This window comes from Rhodopila sp. (assembly GCF_035548235.1).
Classification (GTDB): Bacteria; Pseudomonadota; Alphaproteobacteria; order Acetobacterales; family Acetobacteraceae; genus Rhodopila.
On the sequence record NZ_DASZTJ010000126.1, the window covers coordinates 31,642 to 50,899 of the forward strand.

Here is a 19,258-nt window from a genome sequence, read left to right on the forward strand (position 1 = left end):
AATCCACTTGGGTCGTCATCGCGGAACGCTGAAACAAAACGAGGGGAGGCGGTCAAGCGGAATGCGATGCGGGGCCGCATGCGGAGCGTCCGGGAAAACGCTATATCATGGACTCATACCATTATTGATACGACTGGGATAAAAAATGGGTATTCGGGTCTTACAGCGGGATTTTTGTAGCCTTCCGCAATGATTGGCTCTATAGCCACGGACGCGAGCGATAAATGAAGGGTCAAACCATCGGATCAGCCGATTTTGACGCATAAAATTGTCCGGTTTCACAATCAGATAAGCACTATTACAGGCAACTGCCGCAGATTTCGCGCCGATTGTGACGATTTCCGATCGCCGCAGCGAGCCTCTCAGGTGCAAGACGGAGATCAGGTTTGGGGTTGCAGAAATTTATCCCGACGCCGGTGCTTCGGCTGCGGCGGCGTGTGATGGACCAGCTTTTGCCTGCTTCCGGGGGCACCGCCTTCGCTGTCGATCCGACGACCACACTCTTCGACCCTACTGACATGAGGGCGACCGCCCAAGCCGCCGACGCGCTCCTCGACGCCCGGCAGCACGAGGAACCCTTCGGCACCGTCGGGCACGGCCGGCTGCTGCTGAGGATCATGGAGGACACGTTCCCCACTGCGCGCCTCGCGGATGCCTATTTCCGCAATCTGGAACAAGTCCTGCGATCCCGCCCCAAGCGCGCGCGGCCCGGCCGGATCGTGATCGGCCTGGGCAGCGGCCGGTCGGGTTCGACCTCGTTGACGGCTTTGCTGGCGACGATCCCCGATAGTTGCAGCACGCACGAGAATCCGCCGCTGATCGACTGGACCCCGCACGAGGCGGAGGTCCGGTTCCACATCCGTCGGCTTGGAATGCTGGCGGATCATTATTCCGTCGTAGCAGACGTCTCGCATTGGTGGCTGAACGCGCTGGATACGGTCCTGGAAGCATTTCCCGACGCTCTCGCGATCGGTTTGTTCCGCAACGCGGACAAGTGCGCGCAGTCGTTCATGCGGGTCAAGGGCCATGGACGCGGGTCCTTCAACCACTGGGCCCCCGCCGGCAACGGCGTGTGGAGACCCAGCGTCTGGGATCGCAGCTATCCCAGCTATCCGCTGCCGCACGATGCCGGGACCAATCCGGATCGGGTGAAATACGAAATGATCACGCGCTATGTCCGCGACTACAACGACCGCCTGAAGGCCCTGGCGACACGCCGCCCGGACCGGATCGTCCTGGCGCCGACCGAGGAATTCGGCGCTCCCGCGATGCAGGCGCGCATCCTGCGGTGCATCGGCGCGTCGGGGACGCCGCTGCGCCAGAAGCTGAACGCCCGCACCGTCGACGATGGCATGTCCGAGGCCTACACGTTCTAAAGCGGCACCCCGGCCAGCGACCGGCTGGTGCGGATCGTCTGCAGCGTCTGCACCCGGCTGACCGTCGGCAGACCCGTCAGTTTCTGGGTCAACTGGTTCTCATGGGCGGTATCCCGAGCGACAAGCTTCAGCAGGAAGTCGCCGCCGCCGCGGATCATGTGGCACTCCCGCACCTCGGCCCAGGAACCGACGAGTTGCTCGAAGGCGGACAGCACCGCCTCTTTCTGGCTGTCCAGCCCGACGATGGCGAAAAACGTGATTTCCCAGCCGAGAAGCTGCGGATCCGTATCGGCATGGTATCCGCGGATGACGCCCGCCTCTTCCAGCGCCCTGACGCGGCGCAGGCATGGCGGCGCCGAGATGCCGGCCCGCTTGGACAGATCGACATTCGTCATACGTCCGTCTTCCTGCAAGGCTGCGAGGATGCGTCGGTCGATCGCGTCGAGCGTGACGGCTGAATCAGTGTGTGGCGGCTTCATATATTGTCTGCCTATGGCGTTTCCATTGCCGCTCGTGCCCCAAAACCCGATCCTAGTGATCGCATCGTTGCCCGCAAGGTAAAAATCCAAATCATTTTGATCCCTGATGAATGACGGCCGGCACGCCGCGGCGGCCCCCAACGAGTACTCGACGCCCCACTAGGCAGACGTCGCGCGACAGGTCAGTTTCCGCGCATGCGTGGCTTCACGAAAATCGTCGTTCGCGGCTTCACGGCCCTGCTCGTCCTGATCCTTCTGCTGGCCGCGCTGGCCGCGGGCGCGATCTATCTCACGCTCCCCTCGAGCCGTGACCAGGCGCCAATACCCGGTCTCTCGGCGCCCGTCGACATCACCTATGACGCCGACGACATCCCGCGGATCAAGGCGGCGAACGCGCTGGATGCCGCCGCCGCCCTCGGCTACGTGCATGCGCGCGACCGCATGTTCCAAATGGAGCTTATGCGTCGCGCCGCCTCCGGCCGGCTGTCGGAGATCGCCGGGGAGCCCACCCTGGCCATGGACCGGATGATGCGGGTCCTGGGCCTCCGCCGCGCTGCCGTCGCCGATTTCGAGGGCCTGCCCAAGGACACCCAGGCCATGCTGCGGGCCTATGCGAACGGGGTGAACGCCTGGATCGACCGCAAGGGCCGCTTCGCCGCGCCGGAGTTCCTGGTCCTGGGCGCGCCCGAACCCTGGTCGCCGGTCGACAGCCTGCTGTGGGCCAAGACGATGGGTCTTTGGCTGTCGATGAACTGGCGGCAGGAACTGGCGCGTCTCGGCTTGGCCGGCAAGGCGCCGGCCGGCCTGCTGGACACGCTCTGGCCGCCGCGGGGCGACGTCAATGCGATGGACGCTTTCGCCGATCCATCGCTGCTGCGCGACCTTCCCCTCCTCGCCCGGACCGCCCGCCGCCTGGCGGCGGTGTTGCCGGGGTTCCCGCGACCGTTCACCCGACGGTTCCTTGGGCCGATGACCGCGTCGAACGAATGGGCGGTGGACGGGCGGCACTCGGCGACCGGCGCGCCCCTGCTGGCCGGCGATCCGCACCTGGATTTCGGCTTCCCCGGCATCTGGTACCTGGCACGGATCGAGACCCCGGACGGCGTGCTGGCCGGCGCCACCGCGCCGGGCGTGCCGTTCCTGGTCCTGGGGCACAACAGCCACATCGCCTGGACCTTCACCACCACCGGCGCGGACGTGCAGGACATCTTCGTCGAGAAACCCGCCGGCCAGGGGCGTTACATGACGCCCGACGGGCCACGCCCGTTCGAGGTGCATGAAGAAGCGATCGGCGTCCGCGGCCAGGGCGAGCAGTTGCTGATCGTCCGCGAGACCCGCCACGGCCCGGTGATCAGCGACCTGGACAACCCTGCCGGCCCGATCCTGGCGGTCGAGATGGCCAACCTGCAGCCCGGCGACACGGCGGCGGCGGGGCTGCTGGCGCTCAATCGCGCGACCACGGTCCAGGAGGCGGGCAAGGCCGCGGAGATGATCACCTCGCCGGTCCAGAACCTGCTGGTGGCGGACGGCAAGACGATCGGGGAGTTCACGACCGGCCGCGTGCCGATCCGCAAGGCGGGCGACGGGTCGGCGCCCGTGCCGGGGGACGGGTCGCATGACTGGATCGGCTGGGCCACGGGGGATCAGCTGCCGCACAGCGTCGCGCCCGCCAGCGGCCGGCTGGTGAACGGAAACGAGCCGACCTGGCCGGCGGACTTCCCGGTCGCCATGGCGCACGACACGTTCGGCGCCTGGCGGGCCGACCGGATCCGCACGCTGCTCAACGGGTCGGAGCGGCACACGACGGCGGACTTCGCCAGCATGCAACTGGATGTCCAGGACCGGTTCGCCCAGGCGGTGCTGCCTCGGCTGTTGAAGATCGATCCGCCGGCCGGCCTGCCGTCGCTGGCGCTGGACCAGCTCAAATCCTGGGACGGCGCGGCGGTCGTGGACAAGCCGGCACCGCTGATCTTCACCGCGTGGATGGAGACGTTCTACCAGTTGGTGCTGCGGCGGAACGGGCTGCCCCACGGGCTTGGCGCACCCACGGCCGATTTCGTCAACTTCGTGTTGTCGCCCGCCGGGGCACAATGGTGCGGCGGGGACTGCACGCCCATGCTGCGGGATTCGTTGTCCCACGCCGCCGACGCCCTGGCCCAGCGCTTCGGGCACACGCCGGCGCAATGGCGCTGGGGCGACGCGCACGAAGCCGTCTTCGCCCACCCGCTGCTGCGCTTCGTCCCGATCCTGGGGCCGGCATCGACCATCTCGATCGCCGCGCCCGGCGACAGCGACACGGTCGACCAGGGCGGCGTGAACGCGGAGCTTCAGGACGTGCATGGCCCGGCCTTCCGCGGCGTCTACGATCTGTCGGACCTGGACAAGAGCCTGTTCGTGATGGCGCCCGGCCAGTCGGGCAACCCGTTCAGTGCGCATGCCAGAGATTTCGTTACCCGCTGGCGCGATGGTGCTACCATCACCCTCGGACCGACGCCCGACCGCGTGACGATGACACTGCGTTTGACGCCATGAGCTATTCCACCTACCCCTACCCCGACGACTACCTGACCGCGGGCGTCCTGTCGCGGCGCGTCTTCGCCTGGCTGATCGACTGCATCCTGATCGTCATCCTGGGCTGGCTTCTCTGGTGGCTGCTGGTGCTGTTCGGCGTGCTGACGCTGGGCCTCGGCTTTCACGCGATGGTGCTGCTGCCCTGGGTGCCGTTCCTCTATAATTTCCTTTCGCTGATCAGCCAGGGAACGGCCACGCCGGGACAGCGCGTGATGGGCCTGGCCGTCCGGCGCAACGACGACCTGGGGCCACCAACGCCGCTGCAGGCGGCGATCAGCGTCATCCTCTACTACGTGACGCTGACCATTCCGCTGCTGATGCTGGTCGCGCTGTTCACCATCCGCCACCGCACGCTGCACGACCTGTTCAGCGGGCTGGTGGTGGTGCGGGCCGAAGCGATGCAAGCGTTGACCGGATCGAGCGGAATCTGAGACGATGCATCACGCTCATGACCTATAAGCCACCTCGCCGTCCGCAGTTCTTCTACACGACGGCTCCCCTGCCCTGCCCGTACGTCGCTGGCCGCACGGAGCGCAAGGTCGTGACGGAGATCGTCGGGCCGGACGCCGACGCGCTGCATGACCGCCTGTCGCGCGCCGGGTTCCGGCGCAGCCACAACATCGCCTATGCGCCCGTCTGCCCAAGCTGCCAGGCCTGCGTGCCGATCCGCATCCCGGTCGACACGTTCCAGACCGACCGCACGCTGCGCAAGATCGCCCGCGCCAATGCCGAACTGGAGGGGTTCCGCGTGCCGCCTCGCGCCACGGCGGAGCAGTTCCAGCTTTTTCAGCGCTACCAGCAGGCTCGCCATGGCGACGGCGACATGGCGAGCATGAGCTTCTACGACTATCGCGCGATGGTCGAGGACACGCCGATCGAGACCTTCATCATCGAGTTCCGCGACCGCCAGGACAGGCTGGTGCTGGCTTGCCTGGGCGACAAGCTGGGTGACGGCCTGTCCGCCGTCTACTCGTTCTTCGAGCCGGGCATGGACAAGCGTTCCCTCGGTACCTTCGCCGTGCTCTGGCTGATCGAACGCGCTCGGACCGCGGGGCTGCCCTTTGTCTACCTAGGCTATTGGGTGCCGGAGAGCCGCAAGATGGCCTATAAGGCCCGCTTCAAGCCGAGCGAGATCCTGGTGAACGGGGTCTGGCGGCCGCTGACGGAGCAGGAAGTGGCCGGCAAGGCCGCCGCCGACGGCATGCTGATCAGCGAGACGGCCGGCTGATGGCCGATCCGGACTGGCTGGTCTGGGCACGGGAAATCCAGGCCATCGCCCAGACCGGCCTGGCGTTCACCCCCAACGATTACGACCGCGAACGGTTTGAGGCGCTGCGGCGCCTCGCGTCGCAGATCATGGCCCAGCACACCGACGCCGACCTGGACCGCATCGAGGGATTGTTCACCGAGGAGACCGGCTACGCCACCCCCAAGGTCGGCGTGCGCGGCGCGGTGTTCGACCCGCAGGGCCGCATCCTGATGGTGCGCGAGGCGATCGACGGCGACCTCTGGACCCTGCCGGGCGGCTGGGCGGATGTGAACCAGACCCCGCGGCAGTCGGTGATCCGGGAAATCCGCGAAGAATCCGGCTACCACGCTCGAGTGATGAAACTCGCCGCCGTGTGGGATCGCGCCAGCCACGCGCACCCGCCATCGCCGTTCTCGGTGGTCCGGCTGTTCTTCATCTGCGCGCTGGACGGCGGGGAGGCGACGACCAGCCTGGAGACCAGCGGCTGCGGCTGGTTCCACGAGCACGAGATTCCCGCCGACCTGTCGCTGCGCCGGACGCTGCCGTGGCACATCGCGCGGATGTTCGCGCATTGGCGGGACCCGTCTTTGCCGACGGATTTCGACTGAGGACGACAGGGCGGCATGACCGGCGGTCTGGGTCACGCCCCTCTCGTCGTGGCCGGTCAGCCGCGTGGGCATTGAACAGGGCATGGCCACTTCGGTCGCGTAGGCCCATTGGCGCCGAGATAGGCAATGGACGGAACCGGCGGCGCAAATCTTGTTGCATATGCGGTACGGAATCGACCGGCCATCGCGATCACCCCACCTCCGCCAGTTCCTCCAGCAGCGCGGCCACCCGCGCCATTGCCGGGGACGGGTGACGGCCGCGCACCGACAAGGCCCCGATCGACCGGTGATAGGTCAGGTCCGGCAGCATCACCTCCCGCAGCGCCGGCCCGTGCAGCAGGTCGCGCCGCGACAGGAACGTCAGCAGGTCGGTCTCGCTGACCACCCGTCGGAGCATGATCACCGTATCCGCCTCCACCTGGACCCGCGGCTTTCCCAACCCAAGCGCTCGGACCCGCTGCATGAGCCAGTCGGTGGACGCCAGCCGACCGGCCGGCAGCAACCAGGCGTAGCGGTCCAGGTCCTCGGGCAGCACCCCCTCCCGATCGAGCGGGTGGCCTGGCCGCACCGCCGCCACCATCGTGTCCCCGGCAATGGCAACGGAGTTGAATTCGACGGCGTCATCCGGCGCCAGCGGGGTGATCGCCAGGTCCAGCCGCCCTTCCCGCAATCCCTGGCGCAGCACGTCCCCCAGGCCCGTCTTCACCTCCAGCGTCAGCCCCGGCGATTCCCGCAGCAGGCGGCGGCAGAGTCCCGGCAGCAGCCACTCCGCGGTGGTCGGACCGCTGCCCAGGCGGACATGCCCGGCGATGCCCTGCGCCAGGTCGGTCATCTCCCGCACCGTGTCCTGCATCCCCTGGACCAGCAGTCGTGCGCGGCCCAGCAGCGCGTGGCCGACATCGGTCAGCTTGATGCCGCGGCCGGATGGTTCGAACAGCCGCGCCCCGACCTCCGCTTCCAGCCGACGAATGCATTTGCTCAGCGCCGGCTGGCTGCGGCCGATGCGTTCCGCGGCCTGGTGCAGATGGCCGGACTCGGCGGCGGCGATGAAGTAGCGGAGGTCCCTGGTATCCATTGATCACCAGAAGTAATCGGTTTCTCCAAAAAAGCGAATTGTCGGACTCACCCACCGCACTCAATCTGCGGCCACGAATAAGCAAATCGGGACGGGAGAACGGCCGTGCAGGAAGACGTCATCCTCGGCGAGGGTGAGTACCGCTACCGGGTCAATCGCGATTGGGCCAAGTTGCCCGAGGGCTGGGGCTTCCACGAAGTCGCCGCGGTCGGCGTGGACAAAACCGACAACGTCTTCGTCTTCAACCGCGGCAAGCACCCGATGATGGTGTTCGACCGCTGGGGCAATTTCCTCCGCTCCTGGGGCGAGAAGTTGTTCACCCGCGCGCATGGCATCCACATCGCGCCGGACGGCACGATCTATTGCACCGATGACGGCGACCACACGGTCCGCCGCCTGACACCGGATGGGCGCGTGCTGATGGAGATCGGCGTGCCCGGCACCGCGTCGCCGTTCATGAGCGGCAAGCCGTTCAACCGCTGCACCCATACCGCCCTGTCGCCGAAGGGCGAGATCTACGTCTCCGACGGCTACGGCAACGCCCGCGTCCACAAATACGCGCCCGACGGCAAGCTGCTGATGAGCTGGGGCAAGTCCGGCCGCGGCCCCGGCGAGTTCAACCTGCCGCACAACATCGTCTGCGACCCGGACGGCTGGGTCTATGTCGCCGACCGCGAGAGCCACCGCATCCAGGTCTTCGACGGCAACGGCAAGTTCGAGACCCAGTGGACCAATGTCCACCGCCCCAGCGGACTGTGCATGACCTTCGGCCAGTGCCCGCTGTGCTACGTCGGCGAGATCGGTCCCTATTTGCCGGTCAACCGCCACTATCCGAACCTCGGCCCCCGCGTCTCCATCCTCGACACCAAGGGCAACGTCCTCGCGCGCCTTGGCCGCGAGTCCGACGGGGTCGGCCAGGAGCCGGGGCAGTTCATGTCGCCGCATGGCGTGGCGGTCGACTCGCATGGCGACATCTATGTGGGCGAGGTGGTGGTCAGTTCCTGGCCCTCGGCCTTCCCCGACAAGCCGCGGCCGCCCGACCTGAAGGCGCTGCAGAAGCTCGAGAAGCTGCCGGCCGGCTGACCGGTTCGTCGCCGAACCATGCAGATCGCCACCGACCGGATCCCGATCGCCGAACCGTCCGCCGCGCTTGCGCAATCCCGCGTCCTGGACCGCTGGCTGGGCCACTTGCTGTGCGCCGCCTGCGTGCTGCTGCTGTCGGCCGAGATCGTCCTGCTGCTGATCGGCGTCGTCGCCCGTTATGCGTTCGGCGCGCCACAGGTGTGGATCGACGAACTGACGTCGATGCTGTTCCTCTGGCTGGCGATGCTGGGCGCGGTGCTGGCGCTGCGTGGCGGGTCGCATATGCGGATGACGGCGCTGATCGGCCGCGCGCGCGGACCGGTGTGGGAAGGGCTGAACACCCTGTCCGTCGCCGCGCCGGCCGTGTTCCTGCTGTTCACCCTGCGTCCGGCGCTGCGGTATGTGCAGAACGAGCAGATCGTCAGCCTGACCACGATGGACATCTCCATGGCCTGGCGGGCGGCGGCGATGCCTGTCGGGATCGGTCTGATGCTGCTGTCGCTGCTGCTGCGCCTGCGCCGCCCGACCTTGCCCGAGGCCGTGGCGTTCGCCGCCCTGCTTGCCCTGGCCACGACGATGACGGTCTGGGACGCGGGGTTCCGGACGCTGGGCAACCTCAACCTGCTGGTCTTCTTCGTCGGCGTCGCCGCGGCCACCGTGCTGGCCGGGATCCCGATCGCGTTTTCCTTTGGCCTGTCCACCCTGGCCTATCTGGCGCTGACGACGCATATCCCGCTATCGGTCCTGCTGTCGCGCATGGACGCGGGCATGAGCCATCCGGTGCTGCTGGCGGTGCCGCTGTTCATCTTCCTCGGCCTGCTGATCGAGATGACCGGCATGGCGGCGGTCATCGTCGCGTTCCTGTCCAACCTGCTGGGTCATGTACGTGGCGGACTGTCCTATGTGCTGATCGCGGCGATGTACCTGGTGTCCGGCATCTCCGGGTCGAAAGCCGCGGACATGGCGGCGATCGCGCCGGCCTTGTTCCCCGAGATGGTGAAACGCGGCGTGCCGCGGGGCGAGTTGGTCGCGTTGCTGGCGGCGACCGGCTCGCAGACCGAGACGATCCCGCCCAGCCTGATCCTGATCACGATCGGGTCGGTCACCGGCATCTCGATCGCGGCGCTGTTCGCCGGCGGCGTGATCCCCGGCGTCGCCGGCGGGCTGTTCCTGGGCGTCGTCGTCTGGTTGCGCGCACGCCGGTCCGGATCGGTCGCGCCCCGCGCGTCGCGTGCCGTCATCCTGCGCAGCCTGGTCATCTCCCTGCCCGCGCTGGCGCTGCCTTTCGTGATCCGAGCGGCGATCGTCGATGGGGTGGCGACGGCGACGGAGGTGTCGACGATCGGCATCGTCTATGCCTGCGTCGCCGGGCTGCTGATCTATCGCCGGTTCGAATGGGCGCGGCTGTGGCCGATGCTGGTGCAGACCGCATCCCTGTCGGGCGCGATCCTGCTGATCGTCGGCGCCGCGACGGCGATGGCCTGGGCGATCACGCAGTCCGGGTTCTCGCGCGGGCTGGAAACCTGGATCGTCGGGATGCCGGGCGGGGCGGCGTCGTTCCTGGCGGTGTCGGCGCTGATCTTCGTCGTGCTGGGCAGCGTGCTGGAAGGGATACCGGCGATCGTGCTGATGGGCCCGATCCTGTTCCCGATCGCGCACCGGCTTGGGCTGAACGAGGTGCACTACGCCGTGACGGCGGTGCTGGCGATGGGGATCGGCCTGTTCTCGCCGCCGTTCGGCGTTGGCTACTACGTCGCCTGCGCCATCGGGGCCTGCGATCCCGAGGCGGGGCTTCCCTATATCGGCCGCTACATCCTGGCGCTGTTCGTCGGTCTGGTCGTGGTGGCGGCGGTGCCGTGGCTGACGACGATTGCTTTGTAACGAAACAGAATTCGGGTGGAGACGGACATGAAGACGACCAGTATGAAGACGAACCGTCTGAAGACGACCAGGCGTGCCTTGGCGCTGGGCGCCTCGGCGCTGGTGTTCGGCATCGGCCGAGCGCGGGCGGCGGCCGAGTTCTCGTATAAGATCGGCACCAGCACGCCTGCGGCGCATCCGTTCAACACCCGCCTGCGGGAAGTCGGTGCCCGGATCGCCAAGGCCAGCAATGGCCGGATGGAGCTGCATGTTTTCCCCGACAGCCAGTTGGGCGGCGACAACGACCTGTTGTCCCAGGCCCGCAGCGGGGCGATCGAGTTCTGCCAACCCACCGGCCAGATCCTGTCGTCGATCCTGCCGGTCGCGGCGATCAACGCGATGGGCTTCGTCTTCTCGGACTACAGCCAGGTCTGGCCGACGATGGACGGTCCCCTGGGCGTGCTGGTGCGTCAGCAGATCGCCGCCAAGACCGGGCTGGTGCCGATGGAGAAGATGTGGGACCTGGGCTTCCGCCAGACCACGACGAGCAACCACCCGGTGAAGGTGGCCGCCGACCTGGAGGGGCTGAAGCTGCGCACGCCGATCGCGCCCAGCCTGATCGCGCTGTTCAAGGCGCTGAAGGCGGCACCGGTCGGGATGCAGTACGGCGAGGTCTACTCGGCCTTGCAGACCCATATCGTCGACGGGCAGGAAAACCCGCTGTCGCAGGTGGAAGCCGGCAAGTTCTATGAAGTGCAGAAATATTGTTCCATGACGAACCATGTCTGGGACGGGTACTGGCTGTGCTGCAACAAGGACGCCTGGGACGCCCTGCCGCCCGACCTGCAGAAGATCACGCAGCAGAGCTTCAACGACGTGGCGCCGCTGCAGCGGGACGACATCGCCAAGCTGAACGCCTCGACGAAGGGCCTGCTGGTGTCGAAGGGCATGGTGTTCAACGACTGCAACCCCGACAGCTTCCGCAAGGTGCTGCGGGAAGCGAAGTTCTACGCCGAATGGAAGGCGAAGCTGGGCGATGAGGCCTGGGGGCTGCTGGAGAAGGCGGTCGGGAAGGTTTCCTGATAGGTCGTTGGCAACGGAACGAGGTCGATGGCGTGGTGCCGCCCTTCTGCCGTCATGACGGCAGAAGGGCCGGTGCCTCATGGACTTCGACGCCGATGGGGCTTCACCCTTCCCGCCCCTAGATCACCCCGTTCCCGCGCAGTCGCGCGGCCGTGTCCTTGTCGACGCCGCAGAGTTCCGCCAGCACCTCGCCGGAATGTTCGCCCAGCATCGGCGGCCGCGTCACCGCGACCGGGGAATCCGATAGCTTGATCGGGCAACCCACCGTCTGGTACGTCCCGCGCGTCGGATAGTCGACATCGACGATCATGTCGCGTTCGCGCAGGTGCGGATCCGCCAGCACCTCGCCGGTATCCTGGCACGCACCGCTCGGCACGCCCGCTTCGCCGAGGATCTGCATCACCTCGTGCTTGGTCCGCTGCTTCGTCCAATCGGTCACGATCGCCTCCAGCGCCGCGCGGTTTTCCCACCGCGCCTCGGGCGTGGCGAAGCGGGGATCGTCGCCCAGGCCGGGCTGGCCCATCGCATTGATCAGCGGCTTCCACATCTGCGGCTGGCAGAAGATGTAGACGTAGTCGTTCGGACCGCCCGGCGCGCAGGGGAAGGTCGTGCCCGGCACCGTCCGGCCAAGCTGGTTGCCGACGCGCGGCGGCGGATGGCCATAGCGCTGGTGGTCGCGCAGGCTGACGCGCACGAGGTTGACCACCGCGTCCTGCATCGACACCTCGACATGCTGCCCCTTCCCCGTGGCATGGCGCTGCTGCAGGGCGGCCAGGATGCCGATCGCCATGTGCATGCCGGTGCCGGAATCGCCGATGGCGGGATAGACATAGGTCGGCGGGTTCTCGGGGAAGCCGGTCACCGCCATGGCGCCGCCCATCGCCTGGGCGATCGGCTCGAAGCTCTTGTAGCCGCTATAGGGACCGTAGGTGCCGAAACCCTTGATGGTGGCATAGACCAGCCTGGGGTTGATCTTCGACAGCGCCTCGTAGCCCAGGCCCAGGCGGTCCAGCGCACCGGGGCCGAAATTCTCCAGCAGCACGTCCGACTGGGCGATGACCTTGCGGAACAGGTCCTTGCCTTCCTCGGTCTTCAGATTCAGCGTCAGGCTGCGCTTGTTGGCGTTCAGGATCAGGAAGAACAGGCTGTCGCTGTCGGCCCGGTCGCGCAGGTTGGTGCGCGCGACGTCGCCGCCTTTCGGCTCCTCCAGCTTGATCACGTCGGCGCCCAGGAACCCCAGGATCTGCGCGCAGGCGGGACCCGCCTGGTTGTGCGTCATGTCGATGACGCGAATACCCGAAAGTGCCTGATCCATCCGTCGTTTCCCTTCTTCGTTACGCCGCTTCCTCCAGCGTCGAGCGCGCATCCAGCGTGGTCGCCCTGCGCAGGTCCCGAGGCTGGGCCTCATCATGCGGCCGTCCGCGGTGCATTGTGCACCGATTGTCCCAGATCACAACGTCGCCGACCCGCCAGGTATGACTGTAAACGAAACGAGTCTGCGTCGCGTGCGCGGTCAGGTCCATCAGCAGCAGGCGTCCATCCGCCACGGGCCAGCCGACGACATGCGACGCATGCGCTGACAGGTACAAGGTTTTTTGCCCGGCCGCCGCCATCCGGCGCACCAATCGTTGCGGAGACGGCGGGAACCGGTCGCGCTCGCCCTGGGGGAATTCGGTGAAGCCGATCTGCGCGCGCGACCAGAACACGTCGTGCTCTACGACCAGGTCGTCGATCGCGGCTTTCGTCGCCTCGGACAATGCGGCGTAGGCGGCGCGCATGTCGGCGAACTCGGTCTCGCCGTTGCCGAACGGGCTGGGCGGCGGCAGCGCCACCGCGTGCAGCATGCCCAGCACGACGGGGACCGGCATATAGGACGCATCCGTGTGCCAGAGCCGGTTGCCGAGACTGTCCAGGCGGCGCCGGTCGGTCAGCGCACGGACCTTGTTGTCCTCATCGAGGTTGGAGATGTCGCCGATCTGCGGAATGGCCAGGCGCCGCGGGCCGGGACGCATGGCCGCCCGCCCGATCTCCAGCGGTCCAAACCGGGCGGCGAAGTCGCGCAACTGCGTATCGGTCAGGCGCTGGCCGCGAAAGACCAGCACAGGGTATGTGTCAATCGCCTGCCAGATCGATGCGATATCGGCATCATTCAAGGGTTGGGACAGGTCGATCGCCTCGGCCTCCGCCGCGAAGCCGGGATGAAGCGGTTGCACACGCATCGTCGCCTCCTGTGTTCTTGTCTTGCCGGCATCCTGCGAACTCACGGCGGATCGTGCAAGCCACGGCCTTGGTCGTGCCCTTGCCCTTCGCCGCGCCCTGCCGCAACGTGATGGCATGCGCATCGCCCTCATCCATGCCCTGAGCCATTCCGTCGTGCCCACCGCCGAGGCGTTCCGACGCCTCTGGCCCGAGGCCGGGCTGATGAACCTGCTGGATGACTCGCTGTCGGCGGACCTCGCCCGCGACGGCGCGCTGACGCCGGTGATGACCGAGCGGTTCCTGACGCTGGCGCGTTACGCGGTCGGAACGGGGGCGAACGGGATCCTGTTCACCTGCTCCGCCTTCGGTCCTTGCATCGAGGAATGTGCGCGGGTGCTGGCCCCTATCCCGGTGCTGAAGCCGAACGAGGCGATGATCGAGGAAGCCGTCGTCCAGGTCGGCGCGCGCGGACAGATCGGGCTGATGGCGACCTTTCCACCGACGCTGGCGTCCATGCCGCCGGAATTCGCCGCTGCCGCGCCAGGGGTGACGATCATGCCGTGCCTGGCTGAAGGCGCCTTGGCCGCGCTCGATCGTGGCGACCTTCCGGCGCACGACGCGGCCGCGGTCGCCGCTGCCGCGCAACTGTCGGACTGTCCGGTGATCGCGCTCTCGCAGTTCAGCCTCGCTCGGGCCGCCGGGCCGATCGCGGCGGCGACCGGAAAGACGGTGCTGACGACGCCCGACAGCGCCGTCAGGAAGCTGCGCCGGTTGCTGGATGTGAAAGGATAAGGGAGGATTGCGATGGACCTGACCGAATTCCGCGCCAGCCTCGCACTCGCAGCCCCGCCCGACGGGTTGTCATCGCCCGTCCAGGCGCTGTGGTGGGACGGCAAGGGCGACTGGGCGAAGGCGCATGACTGCGCCCAGGCCGATCCGAGCGCCGCGGGTTCGGCGGTGCATGCGTATTTGCATCGCAAGGAGCCCGACCTCTCGAACGCACGCTACTGGTACAACCGCGCCGGCCGCACGCCGGCGAGCGGGTCGCTGGATGCGGAATGGACAGCGCTGGCCGAGGAACTGTTGACCCCCTGACGTCCGGCTTAACCTCGTCATGGCTCGGCTCGACCGGGCCATCTTCCTCCCCGTCATGGCCCGGTCAAGCCGGGCCCTGACGGGGAGGGTCCGGCGGGGGGCCAGCGACACTGAACCCGCCCAACCCGGCACCTGCCTAATCCAGCATATGCCCGAACCGCGAGGCCTTGGTCGCCAGGTACTCGTCGTTGATCCCGTTGGCGGCGAACAGGTGCGCCTCCCGCTCCGCCACTTCGATCCCGTGCGCCTGCATCGCCGCGAGCTTGTCGGGGTTGTTCGTCATCAGCCGCACCCGCTTGATGCCGAGGCTCCGCAGCATCACCGCCCCGGCCTCGAACCGCCGCTCATCCGCGCCCCATCCCAGCGCGCGGTTGGCGTCCATCGTATCCAGGCCACGGTCCTGCAGGTCATAGGCGCGGAGCTTGTTGGCCAGGCCAATGCCCCGCCCCTCCTGCGCCATGTATAGCAAGACGCCCGACCCATCCTCCGACATCCGGTGGATCGCGCCGCGCAACTGCTCGCCGCAGTCGCAGCGCATGCTGCCCAGGACGTCGCCCGTATAGCAGGCGGAGTGGATCCGGACCAACGGCGCCTCCGCCGTCTCCGGCCGTCCCACCACGATCGCCAGGTGTTCGGTGGCCGAGGCATGGCTGCGGAACGCGACGACCCGGGTCTCGGGCGAGTCCGCCAGCGGGACGGTGGCGGCGGTCAGTTGCTGCAGCACCGCGATCTCATGATCGACGAAGCCCAGGACCTCCTCCGGCGCCACCTCGATCATCGCATGGGCCGCCAGCAAGGCGCGGTACTCGGCCGGCAGGGTCCGTGCCAGGACGGCGGGCAGCAATTGGCCTGCCTTGGCCAACCCCAGCGCCGCCGCGGCATCGGCGGGTGCGGGCACCAGCGCCGGCTCTTCCGGCAATTGCGGCTGCTCGACCGTCGGATCGGCCAGCGCCTGGTAGACGGCCAGCGTGTCCAGCCCGGCCGGCAGGACCAGCCCGGTCGCGGCGGCGCGCATGTCCACCGGCCCCGGCGCCACGGCCGCGGCCCGTGCGGGCGCAAGGATCAGGGTCGTCGCACCCTGGCCCAGCATCGTGAATTCCGCGAAACCGGAGAGGTCGGCCGTCTCCGCGGCCAGGATCGCCAATGGCCTCTCTCCCGCCAGCACCACCGGCACGCCTCGCCGCAGGTCGGAGGCTGCTCGGTGTACCCGCCGCAGGCTCCGCCTGGCTTTCCCAAGGATGTCGACCTGATCCGCCACGTGCGACCTTTCAGACGCTTGTCCAGACGCGCGGGTGAACAGACCCGCACGCTCCGCCGCCAATAACGGTCGTACGCGGCCGTTCCGCAAGGGGGCAAGCGCGTCGGCGACGCGATTTACGGACGCGCGGCGACCGGTCGGGACAGCATCGCCAGGGTCTTCGCCGACGGTCCCAGGACGGCGATCGCCGCGGCATTGCTGCGGCCGGTGATCGCACCCGACGTGGACGCCGGCGGCGCTTCGGGTTCGCCCGATCCATCCGGCTGGGTCGGGTCCTGCGGCGCGGGCGAAGCCGAATCCGGTGGCACCGGCGGAACGGGCACCACCTTGATCGGCCGGGCGGCCCGCATCCCGGTCGCGGCAAAGGCGCCGTCCGGCTGGCGCTGCAGGGTCACCACCGCGACGCTGTCGGCATTGATCCCGCTCGCCTGGCCCACCGCCGGCAAGACCACGCCGTTGATCAGCACCTGGCCATCCGCGGCATGGACATAAGCCTGGTAGACCAGCCGGCCGACAGCGCCGGCAAAGCAGCGGTACGGGTTCGGACAGGTCGTGTCGGGAGTGACCGAGACCGCGTGAGGTCCTCCGCCGGCATAATCGCCGACGACGTGCACCCAGTCGCCCGGCTTGGCCGATCCATCCGGCAGTACCAGGGCGCCGAGCCGCAAGGCCCCACGCTCCTGCCAGGCCTCGCCGCGCACCGAAAGATGGTCCGACGGCGACGGATCGACGCGGCTGGCGACGACGACGCCGTCCGGGCGGCGCAGCCCGCTGACCGCGACCCAGTCGCCCGTCTTGCGCTCCGCCATGCCTGGGACGCGGGGGGTGACCAGGACGCGCTGCCCGCCGACGCGCCACACCCCGCCATCGGACGTCACCGAGTCGATCCGGCCTGCAGCGGCGATCTGGACCGAGATGCTTTGCGCCCGGGGCGCCGATGCCGAACCCGCCGCATGGACGGCCACGACCTGCCCGACCCGGAGTTGGGAGGTTCGGGCGGGATCGCCGTCGATATCGACGGCTACCGAGGAGTCATAGGCGACTTCCAGCCCGTCCACGCAGATCGAGCCAAATCCGGTGACGATCCCCAGGATGCCGGTCCCGCCGATGCCGCGATCGGTGGTCAACATCGCGGTCGGTACGTCGGCGATGGTGCCGGTCCCGCCGATGCCCCGCTCCGCCTCCCGATGTTCGTCTTCGGCTGCCAACGGCGGACCGCCGTTCGGTGCCGCGCGGCACTCGCCGCCCGCGGGACCAAGTCCTTGAAGCTGGGCCTTGCCGGCATCCGGCTTGGAGCACGCGGCGACGCCCAGCAGCAGCAGGGCGGCGATCAGGACATGGGAAAGCCGGGGCAGCATCAGGCACGTCCCCCTGAAGCCCCGTCCTCTTTGCCGTCGTCACATTCCTGGTACAGATAGATTCCCAGATTCACCCGCTCTCGCCCATCCCTGTTCGCCTGGTCCGCGGCCGGCATTGCTTCCTCGCCGAGGAGTTCGAGCGCCTTGCGATTGACCTCCAGCAGCGCGCGCATGCCGACCTCGCGTGCGTATGCACGCAGCGCCTCGGCCTGCGCCAGCGTAAGGGCATCGTAATGAACACTGCGGTCAAAATAGGGCGGATTTCCACTAACGATATTCGCCGATGCGGCGGCGACGTGATCGTGCAGGTTCCGCGCGAAGTAGAAGAGCTGCTCCGCCCCGCCCGGCCGCGGGATGAACGCCTGGGTGTTCAGGCGGACGCGGTCGTCATCGAGCACGGTGACGACGCCATGGCTGACCATGTCGTCCAGGACCGCGCGCGGGCGCACATCCGTGGTGACCGCCTGGACCAGGGTCTCGAACGCCGCGGCCTGCCCCGGCTGAGCCAGCCGCGCCAGGATCCGCGGCTGGCCATCGGGGGTGACGTAGGCCGGCGAACCGAGCCACCGGCCAACCACCTGGCTGAGCAGCGTCACCACGTCCGGCGGCCGTGCCTGATCGGATTTCAGCAGCCGCAGGCGTTTGATTTCCTTGCGATGCACACCCGACAGCACGCTGATGCGGCTGTCCGTCCGCGAACGCGAGTCGGGAAGGATGTCGTTGGTCGCAACGTCGACGAAAAGCTGGCGCAGCGTGTCGGACAGGACCGGGAATGTTACCCCGGATTTCATCATGAGACGGACCAACGGCCGCAGGAGGCGTCGCGCCGCCATCAGCAGCGCGGCAGGCGCCACCGGCTGGGCCTGATCTGGCGGTTCCGCTGGTGAAATGGGCGGGTGGTCAACGGACATGTGCGGCAGATCGGTCCTTCCGCGCAAAGACTAGCACATTGCGATGGTGGGAAAAATACCCACGCGCGTCCGAAACCCGGTTGACGTGGGAAATTCTCCCACATAAATTTTGAAACAAGGAGACGTCTGGAATTAACCTTTCGGAAAGAATCTCCCCTATAGACTTTTCCGCGTATGGTTCGGACGAGGCGTCGATGCGCTTTCGGTTACCATCTGGTTCGGAGACGTCACGCACGCTACGCATGAGGCTCGAACATGAGTTATGTCGCCGCCGCCTCCCAGGTGAAGGCAACCCGACCCCTGCTCAGCAGAGCGGGCAAATCCGCACGCGCGCGGCGTCCCATGTCCGCTGACCCGGCGGATTTCGCCCTGCGCCGAGCAGCCGTGGCGGTGGCCGAGGGCGGCGACCGCGCAGGCGATGACGTGGATTTGCGCCAGCTCCGGCATCACACCAAGAACACCTTGCAGCGCATCATCGGGCTGCTGTCGGAGATCCCCGGCCTGACGGACACGCCGGCGGGCGAACAGGCCGCGCGAGAGCTGGAATACCGGATCTGCCTCTCGGCGCAGATTTCCAACGCGTTGTTCGGGCTGACCGGCGCCCCCGGCTCCATGGCCGAACGGCTGCGCCAACTGGCCGGCGCGATGGTCGAAATGATGCGGGATACGGATCAGACGATCCAGGTCGGCGTCTCGATCCGGGGCTGCTGCCCGCCGGAGCTGCGGGAAGCCGTGATCCGCAGCGCGCATGAGTTGATCGGCAACGCCGTGAAGCATGGCATGAAGGGTCGGCCCACCGGCCGGATCACTGTCCGCCTGTCCAGCAATGCGGACGTCACCACCCTCAGCGTCATCGACAACGGCTGGGGCTTCGAAGGCACCCCCAGCCTCGGCGAGGGGCTGGCCTTGGCGCGTGCCTTCGCGGAAGGCGCCGGCGGCTCGCTGGACCTGGACGGCAATGACGGCACCGCGGCGACGCTGACGCTAAAGCACGCGTCCTGATCACAGGCTGAAATGAACCGCCGGCCGTGTTCAGCCGCGGCCCGGGCAGAT

At 67.7% G+C, this 19,258-nt stretch carries 18 protein-coding genes; 11 read left to right on the forward strand and 7 right to left on the reverse strand.

The annotated features are described in order from the left end of the window. Nucleotides 1-518 precede the first annotated feature (518 nt). Nucleotides 519-1,376, forward strand: a complete 858-nt coding sequence (locus VHB27_RS11040; protein ID WP_325600256.1) for a sulfotransferase — start codon at nucleotides 519-521, stop codon at nucleotides 1,374-1,376. Here the strand turns inward: VHB27_RS11040 and VHB27_RS11045 are convergent. Beyond that, nucleotides 1,373-1,855, reverse strand: a complete 483-nt coding sequence (locus VHB27_RS11045; RefSeq protein WP_325600258.1) for an Lrp/AsnC family transcriptional regulator — start codon at nucleotides 1,853-1,855, stop codon at nucleotides 1,373-1,375. The genes VHB27_RS11040 and VHB27_RS11045 overlap by 4 nt on opposite strands. A 195-nt stretch (nucleotides 1,856-2,050) precedes the next feature. On the opposite strand from VHB27_RS11045, the gene VHB27_RS11050 reads away from it, so the two are divergent. From VHB27_RS11050 to VHB27_RS11065, 4 genes are read left to right on the forward strand one after another with little or no spacing between them, the layout of a single operon-like run. Beyond that, complete coding sequence (locus tag VHB27_RS11050) at nucleotides 2,051-4,387, forward strand: penicillin acylase family protein (RefSeq protein ID WP_325600260.1); 2,337 nt, start codon at nucleotides 2,051-2,053, stop codon at nucleotides 4,385-4,387. Continuing rightward, nucleotides 4,384-4,857 carry an RDD family protein gene (locus tag VHB27_RS11055; protein WP_325600262.1) on the forward strand — a complete coding sequence of 158 codons (474 nt, stop codon included), beginning with the start codon at nucleotides 4,384-4,386 and terminating at the stop codon, nucleotides 4,855-4,857. The genes VHB27_RS11050 and VHB27_RS11055 overlap by 4 nt, the downstream gene beginning before the upstream one ends. A gap of 17 nt (nucleotides 4,858-4,874) precedes the next feature. After that, a complete protein-coding gene (locus VHB27_RS11060) occupies nucleotides 4,875-5,654 on the forward strand; it encodes an arginyltransferase (RefSeq protein ID WP_325600264.1) in 780 nt (259 codons plus the stop codon). Continuing rightward, nucleotides 5,654-6,283 (forward strand): NUDIX hydrolase, encoded by a 630-nt coding sequence (locus tag VHB27_RS11065; protein WP_325600266.1) that lies wholly within the window; start codon nucleotides 5,654-5,656, stop codon nucleotides 6,281-6,283. The genes VHB27_RS11060 and VHB27_RS11065 overlap by 1 nt, the downstream gene beginning before the upstream one ends. Before the next feature lie 190 nt (nucleotides 6,284-6,473). Here VHB27_RS11065 and VHB27_RS11070 read toward each other — a convergent pair whose 3' ends face one another. Continuing rightward, nucleotides 6,474-7,358 carry a LysR family transcriptional regulator gene (locus tag VHB27_RS11070; protein ID WP_325600268.1) on the reverse strand — a complete coding sequence of 295 codons (885 nt, stop codon included), beginning with the start codon at nucleotides 7,356-7,358 and terminating at the stop codon, nucleotides 6,474-6,476. Between the two features lie 105 nt (nucleotides 7,359-7,463). Between VHB27_RS11070 and VHB27_RS11075 the strand changes: the two genes are divergently transcribed. The 3 genes from VHB27_RS11075 to VHB27_RS11085 are packed head-to-tail and all read left to right on the forward strand — an operon-like array spanning nucleotide 7,464 to nucleotide 11,384. Further along, nucleotides 7,464-8,441, forward strand: a complete 978-nt coding sequence (locus tag VHB27_RS11075) for a peptidyl-alpha-hydroxyglycine alpha-amidating lyase family protein (protein ID WP_325600270.1) — start codon at nucleotides 7,464-7,466, stop codon at nucleotides 8,439-8,441. Nucleotides 8,442-8,459: 18 nt separating this feature from the next. Beyond that, entirely contained in the window at nucleotides 8,460-10,322 is a 1,863-nt protein-coding gene (locus VHB27_RS11080; protein WP_325600272.1) for a TRAP transporter large permease subunit, read from the forward strand. Nucleotides 10,323-10,349: 27 nt separating this feature from the next. Continuing rightward, a complete protein-coding gene (locus tag VHB27_RS11085) occupies nucleotides 10,350-11,384 on the forward strand; it encodes a TRAP transporter substrate-binding protein (RefSeq protein WP_325600274.1) in 1,035 nt (344 codons plus the stop codon). 118 nt (nucleotides 11,385-11,502) lie between these two features. Here the strand turns inward: VHB27_RS11085 and VHB27_RS11090 are convergent, their stop codons facing one another. Together VHB27_RS11090 and VHB27_RS11095 are read right to left on the reverse strand one after the other, a co-directional pair. Next, nucleotides 11,503-12,699, reverse strand: a complete 1,197-nt coding sequence (locus VHB27_RS11090; protein ID WP_325600277.1) for a formyl-CoA transferase — start codon at nucleotides 12,697-12,699, stop codon at nucleotides 11,503-11,505. Nucleotides 12,700-12,718: 19 nt separating this feature from the next. Beyond that, a complete protein-coding gene (locus VHB27_RS11095; RefSeq protein ID WP_325600279.1) occupies nucleotides 12,719-13,603 on the reverse strand; it encodes a TauD/TfdA dioxygenase family protein in 885 nt (294 codons plus the stop codon). A 115-nt stretch (nucleotides 13,604-13,718) separates the two neighbouring features. On the opposite strand from VHB27_RS11095, the gene VHB27_RS11100 reads away from it, so the two are divergent. Both VHB27_RS11100 and VHB27_RS11105 read left to right on the forward strand, forming a co-directional pair. Continuing rightward, nucleotides 13,719-14,375, forward strand: a complete 657-nt coding sequence (locus tag VHB27_RS11100) for an arylsulfatase (RefSeq protein ID WP_325600281.1) — start codon at nucleotides 13,719-13,721, stop codon at nucleotides 14,373-14,375. A gap of 12 nt (nucleotides 14,376-14,387) precedes the next feature. Beyond that, nucleotides 14,388-14,678 (forward strand): hypothetical protein, encoded by a 291-nt coding sequence (locus VHB27_RS11105; protein WP_325600283.1) that lies wholly within the window; start codon nucleotides 14,388-14,390, stop codon nucleotides 14,676-14,678. Between the two features lie 136 nt (nucleotides 14,679-14,814). Here the strand turns inward: VHB27_RS11105 and ribA are convergent, their stop codons facing one another. The 3 genes from ribA to VHB27_RS11120 form a co-directional block, all read right to left on the reverse strand. Then, nucleotides 14,815-15,936, reverse strand: a complete 1,122-nt coding sequence (ribA, locus tag VHB27_RS11110; protein WP_325600285.1) for a GTP cyclohydrolase II — start codon at nucleotides 15,934-15,936, stop codon at nucleotides 14,815-14,817. Nucleotides 15,937-16,052: 116 nt separating this feature from the next. Then, on the reverse strand, nucleotides 16,053-17,294 hold the full coding sequence (locus VHB27_RS11115; protein WP_325600287.1) for a DUF5666 domain-containing protein: 1,242 nt from the start codon (nucleotides 17,292-17,294) through the stop codon (nucleotides 16,053-16,055). After that, entirely contained in the window at nucleotides 17,294-18,148 is an 855-nt protein-coding gene (locus tag VHB27_RS11120) for a DUF6502 family protein (protein WP_325600289.1), read from the reverse strand. The genes VHB27_RS11115 and VHB27_RS11120 overlap by 1 nt, the downstream gene beginning before the upstream one ends. A 312-nt stretch (nucleotides 18,149-18,460) precedes the next feature. Between VHB27_RS11120 and VHB27_RS11125 the strand changes: the two genes are divergently transcribed. Further along, the gene (locus tag VHB27_RS11125) at nucleotides 18,461-19,207 is read left to right on the forward strand and encodes an ATP-binding protein (RefSeq protein WP_325600291.1); all 747 of its coding nucleotides are present in this window, start codon (nucleotides 18,461-18,463) and stop codon (nucleotides 19,205-19,207) included. The last annotated feature ends 51 nt before the right edge of the window (nucleotides 19,208-19,258 follow it).

Bases quoted from the DNA above. Each gene is read 5' to 3' on its own strand.
- VHB27_RS11070 (WP_325600268.1), bottom strand. From the start codon at position 7,358: ATGGATACCAGGGACCTCCGCTACTTCATCGCCGCCGCCGAGTCCGGC.
- VHB27_RS11065 (WP_325600266.1), top strand. From the start codon at position 5,654: ATGGCCGATCCGGACTGGCTGGTCTGGGCACGGGAAATCCAGGCCATC.
- VHB27_RS11040 (WP_325600256.1), top strand. From the start codon at position 519: ATGAGGGCGACCGCCCAAGCCGCCGACGCGCTCCTCGACGCCCGGCAG.
- VHB27_RS11045 (WP_325600258.1), bottom strand. From the start codon at position 1,855: ATGAAGCCGCCACACACTGATTCAGCCGTCACGCTCGACGCGATCGAC.
- VHB27_RS11105 (WP_325600283.1), top strand. From the start codon at position 14,388: ATGGACCTGACCGAATTCCGCGCCAGCCTCGCACTCGCAGCCCCGCCC.
- VHB27_RS11085 (WP_325600274.1), top strand. From the start codon at position 10,350: ATGAAGACGACCAGTATGAAGACGAACCGTCTGAAGACGACCAGGCGT.
- VHB27_RS11055 (WP_325600262.1), top strand. From the start codon at position 4,384: ATGAGCTATTCCACCTACCCCTACCCCGACGACTACCTGACCGCGGGC.
- VHB27_RS11090 (WP_325600277.1), bottom strand. From the start codon at position 12,699: ATGGATCAGGCACTTTCGGGTATTCGCGTCATCGACATGACGCACAAC.
- VHB27_RS11100 (WP_325600281.1), top strand. From the start codon at position 13,719: ATGCGCATCGCCCTCATCCATGCCCTGAGCCATTCCGTCGTGCCCACC.
- VHB27_RS11095 (WP_325600279.1), bottom strand. From the start codon at position 13,603: ATGCGTGTGCAACCGCTTCATCCCGGCTTCGCGGCGGAGGCCGAGGCG.
- VHB27_RS11060 (WP_325600264.1), top strand. From the start codon at position 4,875: ATGACCTATAAGCCACCTCGCCGTCCGCAGTTCTTCTACACGACGGCT.
- VHB27_RS11115 (WP_325600287.1), bottom strand. From the start codon at position 17,294: ATGCTGCCCCGGCTTTCCCATGTCCTGATCGCCGCCCTGCTGCTGCTG.
- VHB27_RS11080 (WP_325600272.1), top strand. From the start codon at position 8,460: ATGCAGATCGCCACCGACCGGATCCCGATCGCCGAACCGTCCGCCGCG.
- VHB27_RS11125 (WP_325600291.1), top strand. From the start codon at position 18,461: ATGAGTTATGTCGCCGCCGCCTCCCAGGTGAAGGCAACCCGACCCCTG.
- VHB27_RS11050 (WP_325600260.1), top strand. From the start codon at position 2,051: ATGCGTGGCTTCACGAAAATCGTCGTTCGCGGCTTCACGGCCCTGCTC.